The 20,950-nt window shown below is 68.4% G+C and carries 23 protein-coding genes and 1 pseudogene; 13 read left to right on the top strand and 11 right to left on the bottom strand.

Annotated features, from left to right (window positions below; translation table 11 throughout):
* Positions 1-138: 138 nt before the first annotated feature.
* Genes ACFXK0_RS19445 through ACFXK0_RS19455 form a run of 3 tightly spaced genes read left to right on the top strand, consistent with a single transcriptional unit; the run spans position 139 to position 4,976 of the window.
* Entirely contained in the window at positions 139-1,575 is a 1,437-nt protein-coding gene (locus ACFXK0_RS19445; protein WP_379411887.1) for a hypothetical protein, read from the top strand.
* Complete coding sequence (locus ACFXK0_RS19450) at positions 1,572-2,534, top strand: glutamate ABC transporter substrate-binding protein (RefSeq protein ID WP_379411888.1); 963 nt, start codon at positions 1,572-1,574, stop codon at positions 2,532-2,534. The genes ACFXK0_RS19445 and ACFXK0_RS19450 overlap by 4 nt, the downstream gene beginning before the upstream one ends.
* 6 nt (positions 2,535-2,540) lie before the next feature.
* Positions 2,541-4,976, top strand: coding sequence for a tetratricopeptide repeat protein (locus ACFXK0_RS19455; RefSeq protein ID WP_379411890.1), 2,436 nt, complete (start codon positions 2,541-2,543; stop codon positions 4,974-4,976).
* Positions 4,977-4,981: 5 nt separating this feature from the next.
* Here ACFXK0_RS19455 and ACFXK0_RS19460 read toward each other — a convergent pair whose 3' ends face one another.
* From ACFXK0_RS19460 to fgd, 6 genes and pseudogenes are all read right to left on the bottom strand, one after another.
* Entirely contained in the window at positions 4,982-5,638 is a 657-nt protein-coding gene (locus ACFXK0_RS19460; protein WP_379411891.1) for a hypothetical protein, read from the bottom strand.
* 88 nt (positions 5,639-5,726) lie between these two features.
* The gene (locus tag ACFXK0_RS19465) at positions 5,727-6,923 is read right to left on the bottom strand and encodes an acetate kinase (RefSeq protein ID WP_379411892.1); all 1,197 of its coding nucleotides are present in this window, start codon (positions 6,921-6,923) and stop codon (positions 5,727-5,729) included.
* Positions 6,920-8,995, bottom strand: a complete 2,076-nt coding sequence (pta, locus tag ACFXK0_RS19470) for a phosphate acetyltransferase (RefSeq protein ID WP_379411893.1) — start codon at positions 8,993-8,995, stop codon at positions 6,920-6,922. The genes ACFXK0_RS19465 and pta overlap by 4 nt, the downstream gene beginning before the upstream one ends.
* 67 nt (positions 8,996-9,062) lie before the next feature.
* Complete coding sequence (locus ACFXK0_RS19475) at positions 9,063-9,461, bottom strand: type II toxin-antitoxin system VapC family toxin (protein ID WP_379411894.1); 399 nt, start codon at positions 9,459-9,461, stop codon at positions 9,063-9,065.
* Between the two features lie 98 nt (positions 9,462-9,559).
* Positions 9,560-9,709, bottom strand: a pseudogene (locus ACFXK0_RS19480) (type II toxin-antitoxin system Phd/YefM family antitoxin); the annotation flags it as partial.
* Positions 9,710-9,764: 55 nt separating this feature from the next.
* The gene (gene fgd, locus ACFXK0_RS19485) at positions 9,765-10,775 is read right to left on the bottom strand and encodes a glucose-6-phosphate dehydrogenase (coenzyme-F420) (RefSeq protein WP_379411895.1); all 1,011 of its coding nucleotides are present in this window, start codon (positions 10,773-10,775) and stop codon (positions 9,765-9,767) included.
* A 164-nt stretch (positions 10,776-10,939) separates the two neighbouring features.
* On the opposite strand from fgd, the gene ACFXK0_RS19490 reads away from it, so the two are divergent.
* The 4 genes from ACFXK0_RS19490 (at position 10,940) to ACFXK0_RS19505 (ending at position 14,040) form a co-directional block, all read left to right on the top strand.
* Complete coding sequence (locus ACFXK0_RS19490; RefSeq protein WP_379412017.1) at positions 10,940-11,698, top strand: HAD-IIA family hydrolase; 759 nt, start codon at positions 10,940-10,942, stop codon at positions 11,696-11,698.
* An 83-nt stretch (positions 11,699-11,781) separates the two neighbouring features.
* Entirely contained in the window at positions 11,782-12,870 is a 1,089-nt protein-coding gene (locus tag ACFXK0_RS19495) for an LLM class flavin-dependent oxidoreductase (RefSeq protein WP_379411896.1), read from the top strand.
* Positions 12,867-13,469: an FMN reductase gene (locus tag ACFXK0_RS19500; protein WP_379411897.1), complete on the top strand. Its 603-nt coding sequence runs from the start codon at positions 12,867-12,869 to the stop codon at positions 13,467-13,469. The genes ACFXK0_RS19495 and ACFXK0_RS19500 overlap by 4 nt, the downstream gene beginning before the upstream one ends.
* Before the next feature lie 22 nt (positions 13,470-13,491).
* Complete coding sequence (locus ACFXK0_RS19505) at positions 13,492-14,040, top strand: YceI family protein (RefSeq protein ID WP_379411899.1); 549 nt, start codon at positions 13,492-13,494, stop codon at positions 14,038-14,040.
* Between the two features lie 53 nt (positions 14,041-14,093).
* Here ACFXK0_RS19505 and ACFXK0_RS19510 read toward each other — a convergent pair whose 3' ends face one another.
* The 3 genes from ACFXK0_RS19510 to ACFXK0_RS19520 all read right to left on the bottom strand — a co-directional run bounded on the left by ACFXK0_RS19510 (position 14,094) and on the right by ACFXK0_RS19520 (position 15,926).
* Positions 14,094-14,753, bottom strand: a complete 660-nt coding sequence (locus ACFXK0_RS19510; RefSeq protein ID WP_379411900.1) for a serine protease — start codon at positions 14,751-14,753, stop codon at positions 14,094-14,096.
* Positions 14,754-14,859: 106 nt separating this feature from the next.
* Entirely contained in the window at positions 14,860-15,312 is a 453-nt protein-coding gene (locus ACFXK0_RS19515; protein ID WP_379411901.1) for a MarR family winged helix-turn-helix transcriptional regulator, read from the bottom strand.
* The gene (locus ACFXK0_RS19520; RefSeq protein WP_379411902.1) at positions 15,309-15,926 is read right to left on the bottom strand and encodes a DJ-1/PfpI family protein; all 618 of its coding nucleotides are present in this window, start codon (positions 15,924-15,926) and stop codon (positions 15,309-15,311) included. The genes ACFXK0_RS19515 and ACFXK0_RS19520 overlap by 4 nt, the downstream gene beginning before the upstream one ends.
* Before the next feature lie 115 nt (positions 15,927-16,041).
* On the opposite strand from ACFXK0_RS19520, the gene ACFXK0_RS19525 reads away from it, so the two are divergent.
* The 6 genes from ACFXK0_RS19525 to ACFXK0_RS19550 all read left to right on the top strand — a co-directional run bounded on the left by ACFXK0_RS19525 (position 16,042) and on the right by ACFXK0_RS19550 (position 19,263).
* Positions 16,042-16,275 (top strand): hypothetical protein, encoded by a 234-nt coding sequence (locus tag ACFXK0_RS19525; protein ID WP_379411903.1) that lies wholly within the window; start codon positions 16,042-16,044, stop codon positions 16,273-16,275.
* Positions 16,276-16,290: 15 nt separating this feature from the next.
* Positions 16,291-17,388, top strand: coding sequence for an SPFH domain-containing protein (locus tag ACFXK0_RS19530; RefSeq protein WP_379411904.1), 1,098 nt, complete (start codon positions 16,291-16,293; stop codon positions 17,386-17,388).
* Positions 17,389-17,705: 317 nt separating this feature from the next.
* On the top strand, positions 17,706-17,963 hold the full coding sequence (locus ACFXK0_RS19535) for a hypothetical protein (RefSeq protein WP_379411905.1): 258 nt from the start codon (positions 17,706-17,708) through the stop codon (positions 17,961-17,963).
* A gap of 66 nt (positions 17,964-18,029) precedes the next feature.
* Entirely contained in the window at positions 18,030-18,536 is a 507-nt protein-coding gene (locus ACFXK0_RS19540) for a DinB family protein (RefSeq protein WP_379411906.1), read from the top strand.
* Positions 18,537-18,604: 68 nt separating this feature from the next.
* On the top strand, positions 18,605-18,850 hold the full coding sequence (locus ACFXK0_RS19545; RefSeq protein WP_379411907.1) for a type II toxin-antitoxin system prevent-host-death family antitoxin: 246 nt from the start codon (positions 18,605-18,607) through the stop codon (positions 18,848-18,850).
* Positions 18,847-19,263, top strand: coding sequence for a type II toxin-antitoxin system VapC family toxin (locus tag ACFXK0_RS19550; RefSeq protein WP_379411909.1), 417 nt, complete (start codon positions 18,847-18,849; stop codon positions 19,261-19,263). Before ACFXK0_RS19545 ends, ACFXK0_RS19550 begins: the two co-directional genes overlap by 4 nt.
* 50 nt (positions 19,264-19,313) lie before the next feature.
* Here the strand turns inward: ACFXK0_RS19550 and ACFXK0_RS19555 are convergent, their stop codons facing one another.
* Together ACFXK0_RS19555 and ACFXK0_RS19560 are read right to left on the bottom strand one after the other, a co-directional pair.
* Positions 19,314-20,522 carry an O-succinylhomoserine sulfhydrylase gene (locus ACFXK0_RS19555; RefSeq protein ID WP_379411910.1) on the bottom strand — a complete coding sequence of 403 codons (1,209 nt, stop codon included), beginning with the start codon at positions 20,520-20,522 and terminating at the stop codon, positions 19,314-19,316.
* Between the two features lie 10 nt (positions 20,523-20,532).
* Complete coding sequence (locus ACFXK0_RS19560) at positions 20,533-20,949, bottom strand: rhodanese-like domain-containing protein (RefSeq protein ID WP_379411911.1); 417 nt, start codon at positions 20,947-20,949, stop codon at positions 20,533-20,535.
* Position 20,950: the final 1 nt, after the last annotated feature.

Genomic DNA, 20,950 nt, shown 5'->3' on the forward strand with positions numbered 1-20,950 from the left:
CGCCTCCGGGGTGCCCGGGAGGCTGCGCCGCCCGTCGCACCACCATAAACTCCGTTACAGCAATGGCGCGCGGACTAGTCGGGGAGGTGAACTGTGGTCGGACCGGGGAACCGTACTGCCTCGACGGAGGTCGCCGCGGTGCGTTCGGCCTCGTCATCGCAGGCCGGAGCGGGTGCGGAGACCGCGACGGGCACCGCGTCGACACCGGTGACCGGCAAGCGCGCACCGTCGCGCCGCCCGGCCATCGGCACCGAGCGCCCGCCCGCGCCCGACGTCAGAGCGTTGCGCGCGCAGTTCGATCCGGCCCGGATGCGCAGCTTCGCGCAGTCCTCGCCGGGTCGTCTGGTCGCCGCCGGACTGGTGCTGATGGTGCTGTGCGTGGCCGCGGGAGCGATGACTTCGACGATCGTGCGCGACCGCCAGCAAGCGCTCGGCGTCCTGCTCGACGACACCGAACCCGACGCCCATTCGGCCAATCACCTGTACTCCTCGCTCTCGATCGCCGACGCCGCCGCGAGCACCGCGTTCATCGCAGGCGGCCTGGAACCGCAGGCGGTGCGCGACCGCTACACCCAGGCCATCGGCGAGGCCGCGGCCGAGCTGGTCGCCCAGTCCGGGCACCTCTCCGTCGAGGAAGCCGCCGACCCGCACGGCACCGACCGCCGCCTGCGCACCGGCATCGCCACCGGTCTGCCGGTCTACACCGGCCTGATCGAGACCGCCCGGGCCAACAACCGCAACGGCTACCCGGTCGGCGCGGCCTACCTCAGCGAGGCCTCGCACCAGATGCAGACCACCTTGCTGCCGATGGCCGAGGAACTGGAGACCCACCGCATCGACGCGGTCACCGCCGCCCAGCACCGGCACGTGCAGCCGCCATGGCCTGCCATCGTGCTGCTCGTGGTGGCGCTGGCCGCGCTGGTCTGGGTGCAGGTCGAACTCGCCCGCCGCTCACGTCGTTTCTTCAATATGGGTCTGCTGATCAGCACGGCCGCGCTGGCGTTGACGCTGCTGTGGACAGTGGTGGCCGGTTCACTGTCGGCGATCGCGATGATCAACTGCCGTGATCAGGGCGCGGTGCCGGCCGCGCGGCTGGCCGAGAGCCGAATCCTGGTGCAGCAGGCCAGATCCGCGGAGATGGTCAAGCTGGTGCGCCGCGACGCCACCGGCGACTACGACCGCACCTTCGATGTCAACGCCGCCCGGCTCACCGAACTGCTCGACGGCTACCCCGACGACGCACCCGCCCGTGCCGAGGTCGCCGCCGCGCGCGCCGCGCTGACCCGCTGGCAGTCGGCGCACGCCAGGATGAACGACACCCTGGCCCGCGGCGATTTCGTCGGCGCGGCCGCTGTCGCCACCGGCCCCAGTGCGGCCGATTCCACCGCCCAGGTCGACGCCATCGACCGCGCGCTGACCGAAGCCTCCGCCGCGGCCCGCGACACCCTGCGCTCCAAGGTCTCCCAGGCCACCGATGTGCTGTCGTTCCTCGGTCCCGGCGCGCTCGTGCTCGGTATCGCCGCGGCCGCCGGTGTCGGTCTCGGCCTGTGGCCGCGGCTGCGGGAGTACCGGTGAGGCGGGCGCGCGTCGGCGCGGCGCTGCTGCTGGCCTCGATGGCGCTGTTCACCGGCTGCTCCGACAGCACCCCGGCGCCCGACGAACGCGGCGTCTATTCCGAACCGCCGTTGCCCGCCAAGGCGATCCCCGTCGGCACCGACACTCCCGTGCCGCCGCGCAGTGGCGAACAGTGCGGCGACCCGACGGCCAGTCTGCGTCCGAGCACCGCGAGCGGACCGACCATCGAGGCCATCCGCGCCCGCGGTCGCCTGGTCGTCGGACTCGACTCGGGCAGTAACCTGTTCAGCTTCCGCGACCCGTTGACCGGCCGCATCGTCGGCTTCGACGTCGACATCGCCCGCGAGATCGCCCGCGATCTGCTCGGCGACCCGGATCTGATCGAATACCGCAGTCTCGCTTCGGAAGAGCGCGAACGCGCGCTCCAGGACCACACCGTCGACCTGATCGCCAAGACCATGACCATCACCTGCGAACGGCGTCAGCGCGTGGCCTTCTCCACGGTCTACCTGCGCGCCGACCAGCGGGTGCTGGCGGTGAAGAACTCCGGCATCAACGGCCTGGCCGACCTGGCGGGCAAACGGGTCTGCGTGGCCCGCGGCACCACCTCGCTCGACCACATCCGCCGCGATCAGCCCGCCGCCACCATCCTGACCGTGCCGACCTGGGCCGACTGCCTGGTGGTGTTGCAGCAACGCCAGGTCGACGCGGTGAGCACCGACGATTCGATCCTGGCCGGCCTGGCCGCCCAGGATCCCTACACCGAGGTGGTCGGCGGCAGTATCAGCGCCGAGCCGTACGGGATCGGCATCCCCAAGGGCGATGACGACCTGGTGCGTTTCGTCAACGCCACCCTCGAACGCATCCGCAACGACGGCACCTGGACGCGCATCCATCGCCGCTGGCTCGCCTCCCTCGGTGACCCGCCGACCCCACCCGCACCCACGTACCAGGACTGATCGCCGATGAGTACGCAGGACGACCCGGCCGCGCACACCCCCACCGAGCTGACGCGCCGCGAGCCGACACAGCTGACCGAGCGTCCCCGCCCCGGCACGCTGCCCGGCGGCTGGACGCTGCCGCCGGAGTCCGCCGAACCGCCCGCCGACTCACCCGCCGACGACGAGACCCAGCCGCTGCCGAAACTCACCGCGCACGCGGTCACCGAGATGGCGGCCCGGCCGGAACCGCCCGGTACCCAGGCCACTCCGGTCGGTCCGGCCACGCAAGCCTGGGTTTCCGAGCCGGTCGCCACGTCGCGCTCCGGACGCAGTGTGCGCACCGCGCGTTCGCGCCCGACCCGCCGTCTCGGTGCTGGCCTGGTGCCGATCCCGACCGTCTCCCCCGCCGATCCCCGCGATGCCGTGCTCGCCGATCCGGTGGTCTCGGAGGGCAGGCGGTTCTGCTGGCGCTGCGCGAACCCGGTGGGCCGCTCCACCCCGGCCAAGGCCGCGAATTCCAGTGGCGTATGCGAAACCTGCGGCGCGGCATACGATTTCCGGCCGTCGCTGCACGAGGGCGATATGGTCGCCGGGCAGTACGAGATCCAGGGCTGTATCGCGCACGGCGGGCTCGGCTGGATCTATCTGGCGATCGACCGCAATGTGAGCGACCGCTGGGTGGTGCTCAAGGGCCTGCTGCACGCCGGTGACGCCGAGGCGCAGGCGGTCGCGGTGGCCGAGCGGCAGTTCCTGGCCGAGGTGGCGCACCCGAGCATCGTCAAGATCCACAACTTCGTCGAGCACACGGCCGGGGACGGGTCGAGCATCGGCTACATCGTGATGGAGTACGTCGGCGGGCATTCGCTGCGTGACATCCTCGATGCCCGGCCCGGCCAGATCCGGATGCCGCTGGCCGAGGCCATCGCGTATGTGCTGGAGATCCTGCCCGCCCTCGAGCACCTGCATTCGATCGGTCTGACCTACAACGACCTCAAGCCCGACAATGTGATGGTCACCGAGGACCAGGTCAAACTCATCGACCTCGGCGCGGTCGCCACCATCGAGGCCTACGGAAACCTCTACGGCACCAAGGGATTCCAGGCACCCGAGATCGCCAAGACCGGCCCCACCCCCGCCTCCGACATCTACACCGTCGGCCGGACGCTGGCCGCGCTCACCCTCGATCTACCCAGCGAGCACGGCCGCTACCTCGACGGCATCCCCGATCCGGCCGACGAGCCGCTGCTCGCCCGCTACGAGTTCTTCCACCGTTTCCTGCTCACCGCCACCGAACTCGATCCGGCACAGCGTTTTCCGTCGGCGCGCGCGATGTCGGCCCAGCTGGCCGGGGTACTGCGCGAGATCCTCGCCTACGACACCGGCGGCGAACATCCCCAGCTGTCCACCGTCTTCAGTCCCCAGCGCACCAGCTTCGGCACCGAGGAACTGATCAGCCAGACCGACGCCTACCTCGACGGCACCGGACGCTCCCCGCTGCTGGACTCCAGCGATGTGGTCGCCGCCCTGCCGATTCCGCTGATCGACCCGTCCGACCCGTCCGCGCCGCTGCTGGCCGCCACCGCCAACCCCGAACCCGAACGCGTACTCGAGGCCCTGCACGATGCCCGTGAACGCGCCGAGGCCGACCCCGACAACGCACCGGAAACCCTGGCGGGCGAACTCCTCTACGCCGAGGCCCGCGCCCGCCTGGAACTGGGCGAGTCAGCGGCGGTCCTGCACCTGCTCGATCGCGCTCCCAGCGAATCCGATTGGCGCACCGCCTGGTTCAAAGGCTTGGCCGGGCTACTCGAACTCGACTACGAGTCCGCCTTCGCCGCATTCGAGACGGTCCTGCGGGTGCTGCCCGGTGAGATCGCCCCCAAGCTGGCGCTGGCTGCCACCGCGGAACTGATTCTGCAACACTGGGATTCCGATGCGCCCGAGCAGTGGCGGGCCTTCGCCGAACGCTATTACGCGACCGTCTGGCGCACCGATCGCGCCGTGGTGAGCGCCGCCTTCGGCCTGGCCAGGCAGCTGGCCGTGGCCGACCAGGTCGGCGAGGCGGTGCACGCCCTCGACGAGGTCCCCGCCGCGTCGCGCCACTTCACCACCGCCCAGACCACCGCCATCCTGCTGCTGCTCACCAGCGCCCCGGTCGCCGACCTCGACGAACAGGTGCTGCGTCTGGCCGCCTCCCGCGCCCAGTCCGTCCCCGCGGGCGAGCACCGCGCCACCCTCATGCGCACCCTGGTACAGGGCACCGCCCTGGCCTGGCTGCGAGCGGGCAACACCCCGAAACGCAAGGACGCCAAGCTCTTCGGCCGCCCCTTCGACGAACGCGACCTGCGCGACGGCACCGAGACAGGCCTGCGCGCCCTGGCCCGCAACGCCCCGAACCGCGCCCACCGCTACGCCCTGGTCGACCTCGCCAATTCGCTGCGCCCGAAGTCCTGGTTCTGAATCACTCAGTCGCGCAGCGAGTTGACCAGCATCGCGACCCCGGCCCCGGTGAACAGCACGGTGACCCCCGCCAGCACGAAGAATCCGACATCCGGTTGGACCCCGTTGGCGAGCAGGCTCGGCACGAACACGCCGAGCGGGAGCGCTCCGGCGAAGGACCACGCGCCCAGCCGGAAAGCCCCCATGAACCCGCCGACCGGCTCGAACAGCCCCGCCAGCACCAACCCGAGCCCCACGAACGCCAGCCACAGCCACCATCCCAGCCGCCCGGCCTGACTCGGGTTGTACGCGTCGGATGCCCCGTCGATGACGATGCCGACGACCTGCCCCTGCCAGAGCCGCAGCGTCGCCTGCCCGCCCTCGGTGGCCTTCCCGAACAGCTCGCCGTTCACGTCGTGCGACTGCTTCTCCCCATCGCGCAGCCAGCGGATGGTGAGGTGATTCGTCGTGGTCGTGCTGGTGGTGCCGTCACTGTTGATGTGGGTGGACGTCGATGAGGACGTTTCCTTCTCGACGATGGTGACGGTCTCTTCGTCGAAGCAGCTCCCCACCGTCTTCTCGCACGCCACCTGATGCCGGTATTCCCGCGTCTGATGAAACGGATCGACGGTCTGCGTCACCGCGAACACCAGCAGACCGCCGCCTACCAGAATCGCCAGCACTCGGCCGATCATCGCCCCTCCCACCGAGTTTCGATGCCGCGCTGACCCGATGCGCCCGTCGATTTTACCGCCGTGAGTGACCGCTCGACTAGCTGTTGACCAGTTCGTCGGCGGCGCGAGCGATGGCGAGTTCCTCGTTGGTCGGCACCACCAGCACCGCGACCGGGGCGGAATCCGGGGAGATGCGCCGGACCCCGGGCGCGCGAGTCTCGTTGCGCGCGTTGTCCACATCGATGCCCAGGCCGGTCAGGCCGGCCAGCGCGGCGGCGCGCACGGCCGGGCTGTTCTCGCCCACCCCCGCGGTGAAGACGATGGTGTCGACGGTGCCGAGTTCGACCAGGTAGGCGCCGAGGTAGCGGCGGAGCTGGTGGATGTAGACATCGAAGGCCAGCTTCGCTTGGGCGTCGCCGCCTTCGATGAGCTGCTGCAACTCGCGGAAGTCGTTGACGCCGGAGAGGCCCTTGATCCCGGAGTCACGGTTGAGGAGTTGTTCGACGGCGGGCAGATCGAGCCCGGCGACATTCATCAAGTGAGGCATGATGCCGGGGTCCAGGTCGCCGGGGCGGGTGCCCATGACCAGCCCTTCCAGCGGTGTCATGCCCATGGTGGTGTCGATGGCGAGGCCGCCGCGCACCGCTGAGGCCGAGGCGCCGTTGCCCAGGTGGAAGATGATCTGGTTCAGCTCCGAGGTGGGGCGGCCGAGATACTCGGCGGCCTTCTCCGAGACGTACTCATGTGAGGTTCCGTGGAAACCGTAGCGCCGGACACCGTGCGCGGCAGCGATTTTCGCGTCGATCGCGTAGGTCCGGGCCGCTTCGGGGAGGGTGTGGAAGAACGCGGTGTCGAAGACCGCGACCTCCGGAATGCCGGGCAGCAGTTCGCTGGTCGACTCGATGCCGATGGCATTGGCGGGGTTGTGCAGGGGCGCGAGGACCGAGAGTTCGCGGATGGTGCGCAGGACTTCGCCGGTGATCAGGGTGGGTTGCCAGAACACCTCACCGCCGTGCACGACACGATGGCCGACCGCGCCGATGCCGGCGGTGGTCAGGTCGATGCCGGTCGCGCGGAACATCTCGAAGGCCTGGCGCAGGCCGGCCCGGTGGTCCGGGATCGGTCCCTCGTGCACGAGTTTCTGTTCGCCGCACTCGTGCACGACGCGTCCACCGTGCGCCTCACCGATCTTCTCGACCAGCCCCGAGGCCCGCACCTGGGCCGAATCCGCGTGCAGCAGCTGATATTTGATCGAGGATGATCCGCAGTTCAGAACCAGTACGAGGTCGCTCACAGGTCCCCCTGCGCCTGGATGGCGGTGATGGCCACCGTGTTGACGATGTCGGCGACCAGCGCGCCGCGCGAGAGATCGTTGACCGGCTTGCGCAGACCCTGCAACACGGGGCCGATCGCCACCGCACCCGCGCTGCGCTGCACCGCTTTATAGGTGTTGTTGCCGGTATTGAGGTCGGGGAAGACGAATACCGTCGCCTTGCCCGCCACCGTGGAATTGGGCAGCTTGGTGCTGGCGACGGCGGGCTCGATCGCGGCGTCGTATTGGATCGGACCCTCCACCGGCAGCTCGGGCGCGCGCTCACGCACATACTCGGTGGCCGTGCGCACCTTGTCGACATCGGCGCCGGTGCCCGAAGCGCCGGTCGAGTACGACAGCATCGCCACCCGCGGTTCGATCCCGAAGCGCGCCGCGGTCTCGGCCGAGGACACCGCGATATCGGCCAGCTGCTCGGCACTCGGGTCCGGCACCACCGCGCAGTCACCGTAGGCGAGCACCCGATCGGCCAGGCACATCAGGAACACGCTCGACACGGTCGAGACGCCAGGCACCGTCTTGATGATCTCGAAGGAGGGCCGGATGGTGTGCGCGGTGGTGTGCGCGGCACCGGAGACCATGCCGTCGGCGATCCCCTTGTAGACCATCATGGTGCCGAAATACGAGATGTCGGCCATGGTTTCGCGGGCTCGCTCCAGCGTCATGCCCTTGTGCTTGCGTAACTCGGTGTATTCGGCGGCGAACTCGTCGAGGTAGCCGGAGGTGCGCGGGTCGAGCACCTGCGCGGCCTCGATGTCGACGCCGAGTTCGGCGGCGCGGGCCCGCACGGCGGTCTCGTCGCCGAGGATGGTGAGGTCGGCGATCTTGCGCTGGAGCACCCGGCCCGCCGCGCGCAGGATGCGGTCGTCGTCGCCTTCGGGCAGCACGATGCGCTTGCGGTCGGCGCGGGCGCGTTCGATCAGCCGGTACTCGAACATCTGCGGGGTCACCACATTCGAGGCGGGCACCTGGATGCGCTCGAGCAGGGCGGCCGCGTCGACGCGCTGTTCCATCAGGGCCAGCGCGGTGTCGACCTTGAGCGGGCTGCCCGCCCACATCCGGCCCCGGGTGCGGTGCACCGCGCTGGCGGTGTCGTAGGTGCCGAGTTCGGTGGTGAGGATCGGCAGCTTGGGGTGCAGGCCCTCCATCAGCCGGGCGATGGCCGGGTGCGGGCGGATGCCGCCGTTCATGATCACCCCGGCCAGCGACGGAAAGCCCGCCGCCTCATGGGCGTTCACGACACTGAGCAGGACATCGGAGCGATCACCCGGCGCGATCACCACGACGCCGTCGGACAGGCGCTCGAGAATGTGCTCGGCGGTCATGCCACCGACCATGATGCGCAGTGCCTCGCGTTGCAGCAATTCCGGGTCGCCACTGTAGATTTCGCCGTCGATCGCCCCGCACAGCTCACCCATGGTCGGCGCCATCAGCAGCGGCACCTCGGGCAGCGTCCAGGACGGAACATCGAAATCGGCCAGGGCAGTGGCGATCTCGTCGAGCTCATCGGGCACGCACCGGTTGGCGACCACCGCGACCAGCTGCGCGTGCTCGGCGTGCAGTTCGCCGGCACACAATTCGACCAGGTGCTTGACCTCGGCCGGGGTCCGTTCGGCGCCGCGCACCACCAGCAGTACCGGCGCGCCCAGATTCACCGCGATCCTGGCGTTGTAGCGCAGTTCGCTGGGGCTGGCGACATCGGTGTAGTCGCTGCCGATGATCACCACCGCGTCGCACGCCTTGGCGACATCGTGGAAGCGCATGACGATATCGCTGATCGCGGCGTCGGGGTCGCGGTGCACGTCCTCGTAGGTGACGCCGACGGCCTGTTCGTAGCCGATATCGGCGGTGCTGTGCTCGAGCAGCAGTTCCAGGATGTAGTCGGGCTCGGCCGAGGAGCGGGTGATCGGGCGGAACACCCCGACCCGGGCGGTGGTCGCGCACAGCATCTGCAGTGCGCCCAGCGCCACGGTGGATTTTCCGGTGTCACCCTCCGGGGAGGCTATGTACACAGTGGACGGCGCGTGTTCGACCATGCTGGCGAGCTTAGTTAATCGATGGCGATCCGGCCGGGCGGTGTGTGTTCGACCGCGTTGGGCCGGTTCAGCGAACCGGGTCGTAGACCTCGAATCCGAGGTCGCCCGCGACGGTGGCCATCGTCTTGTCATGGGTGACCACGGTGAGGTCGTCCAGGCCACTGCGCAGGGCCGACGCCAGATGAATGGCGTCGAGGGTCTTGATGTGCGAGATGATCGCTTCGGCCTCGTTCAGTACCGCGTGATCGACCGGGATGGTGTCGATGTAGTCGATGATCTGGCCACGATCCAGGACCGGCAGCCCCTCGCGGCGCAGCACCCGGGTGAGCTCGGTGCGCAGCAACCGCGAGGAGATGATCCGGCTGTCCCGGTCGGCCGTGGTCGCGTCGAACCACTCGGCAGCATCGATGGAGTGACCCAGGATGATCCGGACCGCGACCGAGCTGTCGAGATAGTAGGCCCTCACCACTCGCCTTTCTCGGAGTCGAGGAGCTCGTCGATCGACGCGGCGGTGCGGAGCTGGTGGCGGGCGATGCCGCGCGTGCGCGCACCGCCCGCGACAGCTCGCCGGATGATCTGGGCGGAGCTGACCGCCGGGACGATATAGCCCACCCGATTGTTGTGCCGGGTGAGTTCGTAGACCTCGCCGGACTCCACGTCGGCGATCATCTCGGCAGGGTTCTGGCGCAGCTCACCGACGCTGATCGACTTCATGACGCCATGGTAGGCGCCATTGTCTACGAATGTCTACGACCACGCCCACCTCGGCTCAGCCCAGTGCGCGCAGGCGCGGTGCCAGGTCGCGCTGGAACAGGTCGAGGAAGCGGAGCTGGTCGTGGCCGGGGGCGTGGAAGACCAGGTGGTTCAGGCCGGCGTCGAGGTAGGGCTTGATCTGGGCGACGGCCTCGTCCGGGTCGCTGGCCACGATCCAGCGCTTGGCGACCTGTTCGATCGGCAGCGCGTCGGCGGCGGCTTCCATTTCGATCGGGTCAGTGATGTCGTGCTTCTGCTCGGCGGTCAGCGACAGCGGCGCCCAGAAGCGCGTGTTCTGTAGCGCCAGTTCGGGATCGGTGTCGTAGGAGATCTTGATCTCGATCATCTTGTCGATGGCGGCCAAGTCGCGCTCGGCCTTGGCCGCGCCCTCGGCGACGGCGGGCATGAGTTTCTCGGTGTAGAGGTCCATGCCCTTGCCCGAGGTGCAGATGAAACCGTCACCCGCGCGGCCCGCGTAGCGCGCGACCACCGGGCCGCCCGCGGCGATGTAGACGGGGATGCCGCCCTTGGGCACGTCGTAGATGGAGGCACCGACCGTGTGGTAGTACTCGCCGTCGAAATCGGTCCGCTCACCGGTCCACAGCGCGCGCATGAGCTGCACCGATTCGCGCAGCCGGGCGAATCGCTCCTTGAAATCAGGCCATTCACCCTTGTATCCGGTGGCGATCTCGTTGAGCGCCTCGCCGGTGCCGACACCGAGCATGACCCGGCCCGGGTACAGGCAGCCGAAGGTGGCGAAGGCCTGCGCGATCACCGCCGGGTTGTAGCGGAAAGTGGGGGTGAGCACCGAGGTGCCGAGCATGATGCGTTCGGTGCGCTCGCCCGCGGCGGCCAGCCAGGCCAGCGAGAACGGCGCGTGCCCACCGTTGTGCCGCCACGGCTGGAAGTGATCGCTCACGGTCGCGCTGTCGAGTCCGTGCGCCTCCGCGGCCACGGCGAGCTCGACCAGTTCCCGCGGCCCGAACTGTTCGGCCGATGCCTTGTACCCGAGCTTGAGATCAACCATCTCAGCCACTCCTGTCGTTCGCTTCGTCGCGCCCCTGCGTCCTCGACATTAACGAACGCCGGGAGCCGACGCCCGGGTAGCGGCGGCTCGCACGCGCCCGCGATTTAACGGATGATTAGCTGGTGACCACCAACGATGAGCAGATCCTGTCCTATCTGACCGACATGGACGGTGTGCTGGTGCACGAGGATCAGCTGATCCCCGGCGCCGACGAGTTCCTCGCCGAGCTGCGCGCGAACGAGATCCCGTTCCTGGTACTCACCAACAACTCGATCCGTACCCCGCGCGATCTGCAGGCGCGGTTGCGCCAGACCGGCCTCGACATCCCCGAGGAGGCGATCTGGACCTCGGCGCTGGCCACCGCGACCTTCCTCGACGACCAGCGCCCCAACGGCACCGCCTATGTGGTCGGCGAGTCCGGACTGACCACCGCGCTGCACGAGATCGGTTACGTCCTCACCGACGTCGACCCGGACTATGTGGTGCTCGGCGAGACCCGCACCTATTCCTTCGAGGCGATCACCACCGCCATCCGCCTGGTCGATCGGGGCGCCAAGTTCATCGCCACCAATCCCGACGCCACCGGTCCGTCGCGCGACGGCGTACTGCCCGCGACGGGTTCGGTCGCCGCGTTGATCACCCGGGCCACCGGCAAGGAGCCGTATTACGTCGGCAAACCCAATCCGCTGATGATGCGTTCGGCGCTGCGCCGGATCGGCGCGCATTCGCAGAGCACGGTGATGATCGGCGACCGGATGGACACCGATGTGATCGCCGGTCTCGAGGCCGGCCTGCGCACCGTGCTGGTGACCTCGGGAATCTCCACCAAGTCCTCGCTCGAGGCCTACCCCTTCCGGCCGACCATGGTGGTGGATTCGGTGGCCGACCTGGTCGGCCGCACCCGCAGGCCGTTCGCCGAGTGATGTGATCTAGCTCTCATCGGAATAAGTTTCCTCGTCAACTAGTTATAGTTGCCATGGCAACCAAAGCGAGTCGAGGAGGGCCAGTGCAGTTCGGAATCTTCACCGTCGGCGACGTGACCACCGATCCGACCACCGGCCGTACCCCCACCGAGGGCGAGCGGATCAAGGCGATGGTCACCATCGCGCAGAAGGCCGAGGAGGTGGGCCTCGACGTGTTCGCGATGGGCGAGCACCACAACCCGCCCTTCGTCCCGTCCTCGCCCACCACCATGCTCGGCTACATCGCCGGCCGCACCGACCGCATCCAGCTGTCGACCTCGACCACGCTGATCACCACCAACGACCCGGTCAAGATCGCCGAGGACTTCGCGACCCTGCAGCACCTGGCCGACGGCCGCGTCGACCTGATGCTCGGCCGCGGCAATACCGGCCCGGTCTACCCGTGGTTCGGCAAGGACATCCGCGACGGCATCCCCCTCGCCATCGAGAACTACGCCCTGCTGCACCAGCTGTGGCGCGAAGAGGTAGTCGACTGGCAGGGCCGCTTCCGCACCCCGTTGCAGTCGTTCACCGCCACCCCGCGCCCGCTCGACGACGTCGCCCCGTTCGTCTGGCACGGTTCCATCCGCAGCCCGGAGATCGCCGAACAGGCCGCCTATTACGGTGACGGATTCTTCGCCAACCACATCTTCTGGCCCAAGGACCACTTCCAGCGGCTCATCGAGCTCTACCGCCGCCGCTACGAGCACTACGGCCACGGCAGCGCCGACCAGGCGATCGTCGGCCTCGGCGGCCAGGTGTTCCTGCGCAAGAACTCCCAGGACGCGGTCCGCGAGTTCCGCCCCTACTTCGACAACGCGCCCGTCTACGGCCACGGCCCCTCGCTCGAGGAGTTCACCGAGCAGACCCCGCTGACCGTCGGCAGCCCCGAACAGGTCATCGAGAAGACGCTCACCTTCCGCGAGCACTTCGGCGACTACCAGCGCCAGCTGTTCCTGGTCGACCACGCCGGTCTGCCGCTGAAGACCGTGCTCGAGCAGCTGGACCTGCTCGGCGAGGAAGTGATCCCGGTGCTGCGCAAGGAGTTCGCCGCGGGCCGCCCGGCCCACATCCCGGACGCCCCCACGCACGTCTCGCTGCTCGCCGCCAAGTCGACGGAGGTGGCCGCATGACCCGCCGGATCGCGGTCGTCTCGGGCGGGCTGTCCCAGCCCTCCTCGACCCGGTTGCTCGCCGAACGCCTGGCCGCCGCGACGGCGCGCGGCCTCGAGATCGAACTCGACTTCGTCGACCTGCGCGAGCACGCCAGGGACCTGGCCGACAACCTGGTCACCGGCTTCGCCTCGCCCGCCCTGCGCGCCACCATCGACCGGGTCGTCAGCGCCGACGGCCTGATCGCGGTGACACCGATCTTCAGCGCCTCCTACAGCGGCCTGTTCAAGACGTTCTTCGACGTCATCGAGCCGGAATCGCTGGTCGGGATGCCGGTGCTGATCGGCGCCACCGGCGGCACCGAACGGCATTCGCTCGCACTCGAATTCGCGTTGCGGCCGCTGTTCGCCTACCTGCGCTCGGTCGTCGTCCCGACCGCCGTCTACGCCGCGTCCAGCGACTGGGGCGAGGGCGCGGGCGACGGCCTGAACCGCCGGATCGACCGGGCCGCCGAGGAATTCACCGAACTCCTGGCCGACCGATCCCGGACCCGCACCATCGACCCCTTTGCCGAAACCACCCCGTTCGAAGACCTGCTCGCAGGCAACTTCTCCCGCTAGAACCCACTCGAAGGAGCAACTCATGACCAACGCCATCGCCACCGGACTGACCGCGGGCACCTGGGCCATCGACCCGAGCCACTCCACCGTGGGCTTCTCGGTCCGCCACCTGATGGTGAGCAAGGTCCGCGGCCGTTTCACCGATTTCGACGGCTCGCTCGTCATCAACGCCGACGGCACCGCTTCCGCGCAGGCCGAGATCCGCGTCGACTCGCTGACCACCGACAACGCCCAGCGCGACGGTCACCTGCGCACCGCCGACTTCTTCCACGTCGAGGACTTCCCGGTGATGACCTTCAAGTCCACCGCCTTCCGCGGCGAGGGCTCCGACTTCGTCGTCGACGGCGAGTTCACCGTGCGCGGCAACACCAAGCCGGTCTCGCTCGAGGTCGAGTTCCTCGGCGTCAACCCGGGCATGGGCAACGGCCCGGTCGCCGGCTTCGAGGCCAAGACCGTGGTCTCGCGCCGCGAGTTCGGCCTCGACATCGACATGCCGCTGCCCGACGGCGGCGCGGTGATCGGCGACAAGATCACCCTCACCCTCGAGATCGAGGTCGCCCTGCAGAGCTGAGCTCAGCCGCGATGCCCTCGCCGACGGTGGCGAGGGCATCGTGGTGTCCGGGGTCAGATCGGCCGGAAGCCAGCGCCGAGGTCACCGCGCGCGTCGATGTCGGCGAGGATCGTGGTGATGTTCATGCCGACCTCCGGCCCGAGGCAGGGCACGTAGACATAGCCGTTGACCATGCCGACCAGCGTCGAACCGACCACCACCGGACCGCCGGAATCACCGGCGACCACACAGATCTGGGTGAGGGTGGCGATCTCGGACTGCAACGGGTCACCGTAGGCCAACCCGCAGGTCTGCGCGGTGGTACGGCCTTCCTTGCAGGCGATATCCGGGAACTGCGCCGGGCCGCCGACGCCGGTGATGGTCGTGTTGCCCACCCGGTTCACCGGCACCACCAGGTCCGGATCGAAGGTGATCACGGAATAGTCCATGGCTTCGCTGCGGTAGCCGATCGTACCGACGGTGCCCGCGTCGGCATTCTGCTCGGCGACGATGCTCGCCCCCTCCGGCCCGCAGTGCGCGGCGGTGAGCCCGACCAGCCGGCCGGCCGAATCGTGCCCGATCGTGGTGAGGGTGCAGGTCGCGTCGTTGACGAGGATGCCGGAACCGCCACCGAGCACCGCAGGGGCCGCGGCATCCGCCACGCCGACCTGCCCGGCCGTCACGGCACCGAGAACGCTGAGGACCACACCTGCTGCTGCGACTGCTCTCGACATGTTCGATCCGATCCGTTGGCGGCGATTTCCCGGGCGAATACGACTGTTCTGCTGCGCGAATTGGACGATAGCAAATTCGCATCAGGCGTGGTCGACCCGGCCGCACCTAGTCCGGCGCTCCCGCGATGATGACGTCAAGGGCCGCCGAGAGCCGGGTGAGCGTGGCGACGGTGGCGGCGAACTCCGCCGGGCCGAGCACCGCCGCGAGCCGCTCGGCCATGGCCGCGTGCTGCGGGCCGATCCGCTCGATCGCGGCCAGGCCCGTTTCGGTGATGGCGACGAGCTTGGCGCGCTTGTGCGCGGGATTGGGCCGGTACTCGCAGATTCCCTTGTCCACCAGCAGATCCGCCACTCGCTGCACACTCTGCCGGGTGATGCCCATGGCGCGCGCGATCCCGGCGACCGGCAGCGGCCGGTCCTGCACCGCCGCCATCACCTGCCACCAGGCCACCGAGATCCCGGCGGGCGCGGCCAATCCGTCACCGACGGTGAGGAATTGGCCGTTCAGCCGGTAGACGGTGAGCGCGGCGCCGTCGAGCAGTTCCTGTTCGGGGGTCATTCGGTGGCCGTCAGCGCGGCGTAGGCGCTGGCATCTTTGTGCGCGAACAGCTGGAACCAGGCGTCGAGAACCGGCGGGTCGAACAGGTCGAGGCGGGCGAAGATCTCGCGGGCGAATTCGAAGGGGGACATGGCATTCGCGGTGATCACATCGCGGTCGGTGACGGCGGGGGCATCTACATAATGCGCCGCGCCCGAATAGCCGGGCAGGGCAAGTGCTTCCGAAGCATTGCTCGTGTGCGCACGATCATCGAGCAGTCCCACTCTGGCCAGACCGGTTGTGGCGCCACAGATTCCAGCGACCGGAACACCCGCCTCCACGAATCGTTTCGCGGTCTCGGCGAACGGCATCAGCGCCTCCCCGGACCACAGGTCGGCGCCGGGCAGGATCAGCATGGCACTGTCGGCGGGGTCGAGGTCGGCGAGCGCGAGCTCTGGGGTCACCCGGAAGCGGCCCATCGTGGTGATCGGCTCGGCGGTGAGCCCGACGGTGCGCACCTCGAAGACGCCCGGCTCCCGATGCCAGGAGGTGTCGGCGATATTCGCCAGAGCGGCGCCGGCCTCCCAGTCCGCGAGAGAGTCGTACACGGCCGCGTGAACTGTTTTCCTGGACATGACAGCATGTTGTCATATTTGACAGAATGCTGTCAATAAGAATTCTGTAACCGCAAATTGGCCGAGCTGTCGTACCCTGACGGCATTCGGTGCGAGACAAGGAGGTTCAGCCGGTATGACCGACCCCGTGCACGGCATGACGGGCACCATCACGTCACCGATCCGTGCGGCGGGAGCACTCGGCGAGGTACTCGTCGCGATTCGCGGGGGCACCGAGCTCTACCTCGCACGCGCTGACGAGGCGATCGAGGCGGGTGCCACGGTCCTGATCGTGTCGGTCCAGCCGGGCCGCATCGTCGAGGTCGTCCGCTGGATTCCACTCACACCGCAACCTCCGCAAGAGATCTGAGAGAAGGGGGCTCACATGCTGGGCTATCACGTTCCCGACCCCGACGAGGCCATGCTGGTCAGCGGCGCCAAGACCAAGGACAACGCACCGTTCAAGGTGGTCATCGGGCGTGGCACCTGGGTGATTCCGCTGTTCCGCAAGGTCCGCTACCTCTCCCTGGCGATGTTCGAATCCGAGATCCGCGAACGCTGTGTCACCAAGCAGGCCATCCAGCTCGACGTGCGCGCGGTGATCGCGTTCAAGGTCGCCAACGACACCCCGTCCATCGTCAACGCCGCCCAGCGTTTCCTCTCCGAGCAGGAGCAGGAGATGTCGGTGCTGACCGGGCGCATCTTCTCCGGCCACCTGCGCTCGATCGTCGGCTCGATGACCGTCGAGGAGATCATCCGCGAGCGGCAGAAGCTGGCCGACGAAGTACTGCTGGCCTCCAAGGTGGAGATGAGCAATATCGGCCTGTGGGTCGATTCCTTCCAGATCCAGTCCATCGACGACGGCGACCTCGGCTACATCAACGCCCTCGCCGCCCCGCACAACGCGGCCGTGCAGCGCGACGCCCAGATCGCCCAGGCCCAGGCCGCCCAGCGCTCGGCCGAGGCCGAACAGGAATCGCTGCGCCGCCAGGCCGAATACGAACGCGAGACCTCGATCCTCAAGGCGCAGTACCAGCGCGACATCGACAAGGCGAAAGCCGAAGCGGCCCAGGCCGGTCCGCTCGCCGACGCGATCGCCCGCCAGGAAGTCCTCACCGCCCAGGCCGAGCAGGCCCGCAAGAACGCCGAACTGCGTCAGCAGGAACTCCAGGCCGAGGTCGTGAAACCCGCGCTCGCCGAAGCCGAACGCGTCCGCATCCTCGCCGAGGCCGAAGCCGACCGCACCCGCATCCAAGCCGAAGCCGCCGCCTCCAACAACCGCATCGCCCTCGACCAGCTCCTCATCGAACAACTCCCCGAAATCGTCAAACAAGCCTCCACCGGCCTCGCCAACGCCAACCTCACCGTCCTCAACGGCCCCGACGGCGTCGGCGAACTGGTCAACGGAATGGTCGGCCAGGGCTTGACGGTGTTCAACTCCCTGCAGAAGGCATTGTCCAACGGAGAGGTCGACAAGGTCTGATCCACCACACGAAAAGAGCCCCGGGACCCGTTGGCCCGGGGCTCTTTTCGTGGGAGATCAGGCGACGGTGGCGCAGCTTTCGCCATCTACGACCCGGTCGGGACGAACTGACCAGGCACCTGCCGGACTACCAGCACATCGACGGCCGGACCGATGCACTATTAACGGTGCCCGGTCGGAAAGCGATTCAGGGTGACGGATGTCGGGATCGAATCGAGGAATGGCTGATGGGATTGTGGATCGGTAGCCCTGGGCTGGGGGCGTCGGAGAACGTGGTGTGGCGGAGCTTCGCCAATCGGACGCAAGGGAATCGGGCGGTGGGTGGGCGGCTCCACCTGACCGAAACCCGGCTGCTGTTCGTCCCGAATCACCTCGACGCGGTCACCGGTGGCAAGCGCTGGGAAACCCCACTCGCACAGCTGCGTGCGCTGGGGCGGCACGAGCCTGACGGCGGGCTGTTCAGCGGCGGCCTGCGCACTCGCCTACGTATCGACACCGACACGGGCACCGAACTGTTCGTCATCAACAAGCTGGACGAGGTGATCGCGACACTGGAGGCCGCACAGCCCGCGTGACCGGGTCCGAACGAACCGACCGCGGATTCCTGTCGGACCGGGGTGACACCATCGGTGGTTGTGACGATGGATGAACGGCCGATGCCGCCGCTGGATGCCGACGAGCGCACGACGCTGGAGTCCTGGCTGGATTTCTACCGTGCGACGCTGGCGGCCAAATGCCAAGGGCTGGACGATGATCAGCTGCGGGCGGCGACGGTGCCGCCGTCGCCGTTGACACTGCTCGGGCTGGTGCAGCACATGGCTGAGGTCGAAAGGAATTGGTTCCGCCGAGTGCTCGTCGGCGAGCCGGTCCCGGCGATCCACGACCCGGACGCCGACACCACCGGCCACGACGGCGGGTTCGAGGTATCCGAACACTCGTCGTACGCGCACGCGCACACCGTGTGGCACGAGGAGACCGCCCACGCCCGCCGCAACTGCGCCACCCGCGAACTCACCGATACCAGCCCGTTCCTGGACAGCCAGGTCAGCCTGCGCTGGATCTACACACACATGATCGCCGAATACGCCCGCCACTGCGGCCACGCCGACCTCCTCCGCGAACGCATCGACGGTGCCACCGGCGTCTGAACCCGTCGATTGTCGAGCACAGGTAGGCGTACAGTAGGTACGTACCTACTCTCAGGAGAGGAGCTGCGATGTCGACCATGAGTGCGCGTGAGCTCAACCGGGATGTCAGCGCCGCCAAACGCGCCGCCTTGCAGGGACCGGTGGTGATCACCGACCGCGGCGAGGAAGCCTTCGTACTGCTCTCGATCGAGGAGTACCGGCGGCTACGCGCGGACAGTCAAGACATCGTCGCTCGACTGAGCATGGACGATTACGACGACGTCGATTTCGATCCGTCGCCGCTCGGGGTGGAACTGCGGGTTCCCCCGCTGTGAACTACCTCCTCGATACGAACGTGCTGAGCGAGTTGCGCAAGTCGGCGAAGGCGGCGGACCCCGCGGTGCGTGCGTGGACTTCGGCCCGCCGTCCGTCCGAGCTCTATCTGAGCGTGGTCACGATCATGGAGCTCGATATCGGCATCGGACGAGTCGAACGGCGCGACGACGAGCAGGGAAAGCGTCTCCGGGCATGGTTGGAGGACACCGTGCTCGATACCTTCGCCGGACGAATTCTCGACATCGACTTGGCCGTCGCACGCCGGGCCGCACACATGCACGTGCCTGATCCCCGCCCCGAACGTGACACCCTCATCGCGGCGACCGCAGGCGAGCACGGAATGACGGTGGCTACCCGGAACGTGAAGGACTTCACTGCCACGGGAGTCCCGATCGTCAATCCTTGGGAGTGAACACACCGCTCCGCCTCCCGCTGACGGCCGGGCCGTCGCGGGAGCGGTGATCAGCTGAGGGCGTGGTCGAGGTCGGCGAGGAGGTCTTCGAGGTCTTCGAGGCCGATCGAGATGCGGACCACGCCGTCGGAGAGGCCGATGGAGGCTCGGCCTTCCGGGCCCATGGCTCGGTGGGTGGTGGTGGCGGGGTGAGTGATCAGGGTTTTGGCGTCGCCGAGGTTGTTGGAGATGTCGATGATGCGCAGGCGGTTGAGGACCTCGAAGGCGCGCTTCTTGCCGTCGTCGCCGGCGAGTTCGAAGGTGACGACGGTGCCGCCGCCGGACATCTGGGAGGTGGCCAGGGCGTGCTGCGGATGTGATTCGAGGAAGGGGTATTTCACCCAGTTCACGGACTTGTTCGTTTCCAGGAACTGGGCTACCCGCAGCGCCGATTCGGTGGACTGGCGCACGCGCAGCGGCATGGTCTCCAGGCCCTTGAGCAGGGTCCAGGCGTTGAACGGGCTCAGTGCGGGGCCGGTGTGGCGCATCAGGTTCTTGACCGGGCCGTCGATGTAGTCCTTGGCGCCGAGGATGGCGCCGCCGAGTACGCGGCCCTGGCCGTCGATGTGCTTGGTGCCGGAGTAGACGATCACGTCGGCGCCGAGTTCGAAACCGCGCTGTAGCAGCGGGGTGGCGAAGACGTTGTCCAGCACCACCTTCGCGCCCGCGGCGTGCGCGAGCTCGCCGACTTTGCGGACGTCGACGAGGGTCTGCATCGGGTTGGCCGGGGTCTCGAAGAACACGGCTTGGGTGGGCACCGAGAGGGCCTGCTCCCACTGCTCGAGGTCGTCACCGTCGACGAAGACGGTCTCGATGCCCCAGCGCGGCAGGATCTCGTTGCACACCACGAAACAGGAACCGAACAGGCTGCGCGCGGCGACGAGCCGGTCGCCTGCCTTCAGCAGCGCGCCCAGCGCGGTGAACACCGCCGACATGCCGGACGCGGTCGCGAAGGCCGCTTCGGCGCCGTCGAGCAGGCGGATGCGCTCCTCGAACATGGCCACCGTCGGGTTGCCGTAGCGGGAGTAGACGAAATGCTCGACCTCGCCGGTGAACGCGGCCTCGGCGGCCTCGGCGCTCTCGTAGACGAAACCCGAGGTCAGATACAGCGCCTCGGAGGTCTCCTCGAACCCGGAACGGCGCACGCCGCCGCGCACACCGAGGGTGGCGGGGCCGACGCCCTCGGGCAGTGGCTTGTCGAACGAACCACCGGTGATCATGCGTTTCTCCTTATGCCTGACGCCACGGCAGGCCGACCGCGCGCCAGCCGACACTGCCGCGCTGCCCGAACGCGTCGGGGCCGCCCTCGAAACCATCCAGCACGTTGTAGGACGGGGTGATGCCCGCCGCGGTCGCCACGGTCGCCGCGCCGATGGAACGCTGCCCGGAGCGACACAGGAACACCACGGGCGCGTCGTCGGGCCGCCCGGCCAGGGCCTGCTCGAGTTCCGCGCCGAAGGTCGGATTGCGGGTTCCGGTGCCGTCGACCCATTCGATGAAGTGGGCCGGGCGCTCGATGGAGCTGGTGTCGGGGATGCCGATCTGCGCCCACTCACCTTCGGTGCGCACGTCGACCAGCACCGCGTCGGGGTGCTCGGTCAGGATCTCCCACGCCTTCTCAGGGGTGATGTCGCCGGCGTAAGTCATG

It is taken from the genome of Nocardia sp. NPDC059177, from assembly GCF_042755165.1.
GTDB lineage: Bacteria > Actinomycetota > Actinomycetes > Mycobacteriales > Mycobacteriaceae > Nocardia.

Coding starts and splice junctions, on each gene's coding strand:
- ACFXK0_RS19455 (WP_379411890.1), top strand. CDS start 2,541: ATGAGTACGCAGGACGACCCGGCCGCGCACACCCCCACCGAGCTGACG.
- pta (WP_379411893.1), bottom strand. CDS start 8,995: ATGGTCGAACACGCGCCGTCCACTGTGTACATAGCCTCCCCGGAGGGT.
- fgd (WP_379411895.1), bottom strand. CDS start 10,775: ATGGTTGATCTCAAGCTCGGGTACAAGGCATCGGCCGAACAGTTCGGG.
- ACFXK0_RS19490 (WP_379412017.1), top strand. CDS start 10,940: ATGGACGGTGTGCTGGTGCACGAGGATCAGCTGATCCCCGGCGCCGAC.
- ACFXK0_RS19500 (WP_379411897.1), top strand. CDS start 12,867: ATGACCCGCCGGATCGCGGTCGTCTCGGGCGGGCTGTCCCAGCCCTCC.
- ACFXK0_RS19505 (WP_379411899.1), top strand. CDS start 13,492: ATGACCAACGCCATCGCCACCGGACTGACCGCGGGCACCTGGGCCATC.
- ACFXK0_RS19510 (WP_379411900.1), bottom strand. CDS start 14,753: ATGTCGAGAGCAGTCGCAGCAGCAGGTGTGGTCCTCAGCGTTCTCGGT.
- ACFXK0_RS19515 (WP_379411901.1), bottom strand. CDS start 15,312: ATGACCCCCGAACAGGAACTGCTCGACGGCGCCGCGCTCACCGTCTAC.
- ACFXK0_RS19520 (WP_379411902.1), bottom strand. CDS start 15,926: ATGTCCAGGAAAACAGTTCACGCGGCCGTGTACGACTCTCTCGCGGAC.
- ACFXK0_RS19525 (WP_379411903.1), top strand. CDS start 16,042: ATGACCGACCCCGTGCACGGCATGACGGGCACCATCACGTCACCGATC.
- ACFXK0_RS19530 (WP_379411904.1), top strand. CDS start 16,291: ATGCTGGGCTATCACGTTCCCGACCCCGACGAGGCCATGCTGGTCAGC.
- ACFXK0_RS19540 (WP_379411906.1), top strand. CDS start 18,030: ATGGATGAACGGCCGATGCCGCCGCTGGATGCCGACGAGCGCACGACG.
- ACFXK0_RS19545 (WP_379411907.1), top strand. CDS start 18,605: ATGTCGACCATGAGTGCGCGTGAGCTCAACCGGGATGTCAGCGCCGCC.
- ACFXK0_RS19555 (WP_379411910.1), bottom strand. CDS start 20,522: ATGATCACCGGTGGTTCGTTCGACAAGCCACTGCCCGAGGGCGTCGGC.
- ACFXK0_RS19560 (WP_379411911.1), bottom strand. CDS start 20,949: ATGACTTACGCCGGCGACATCACCCCTGAGAAGGCGTGGGAGATCCTG.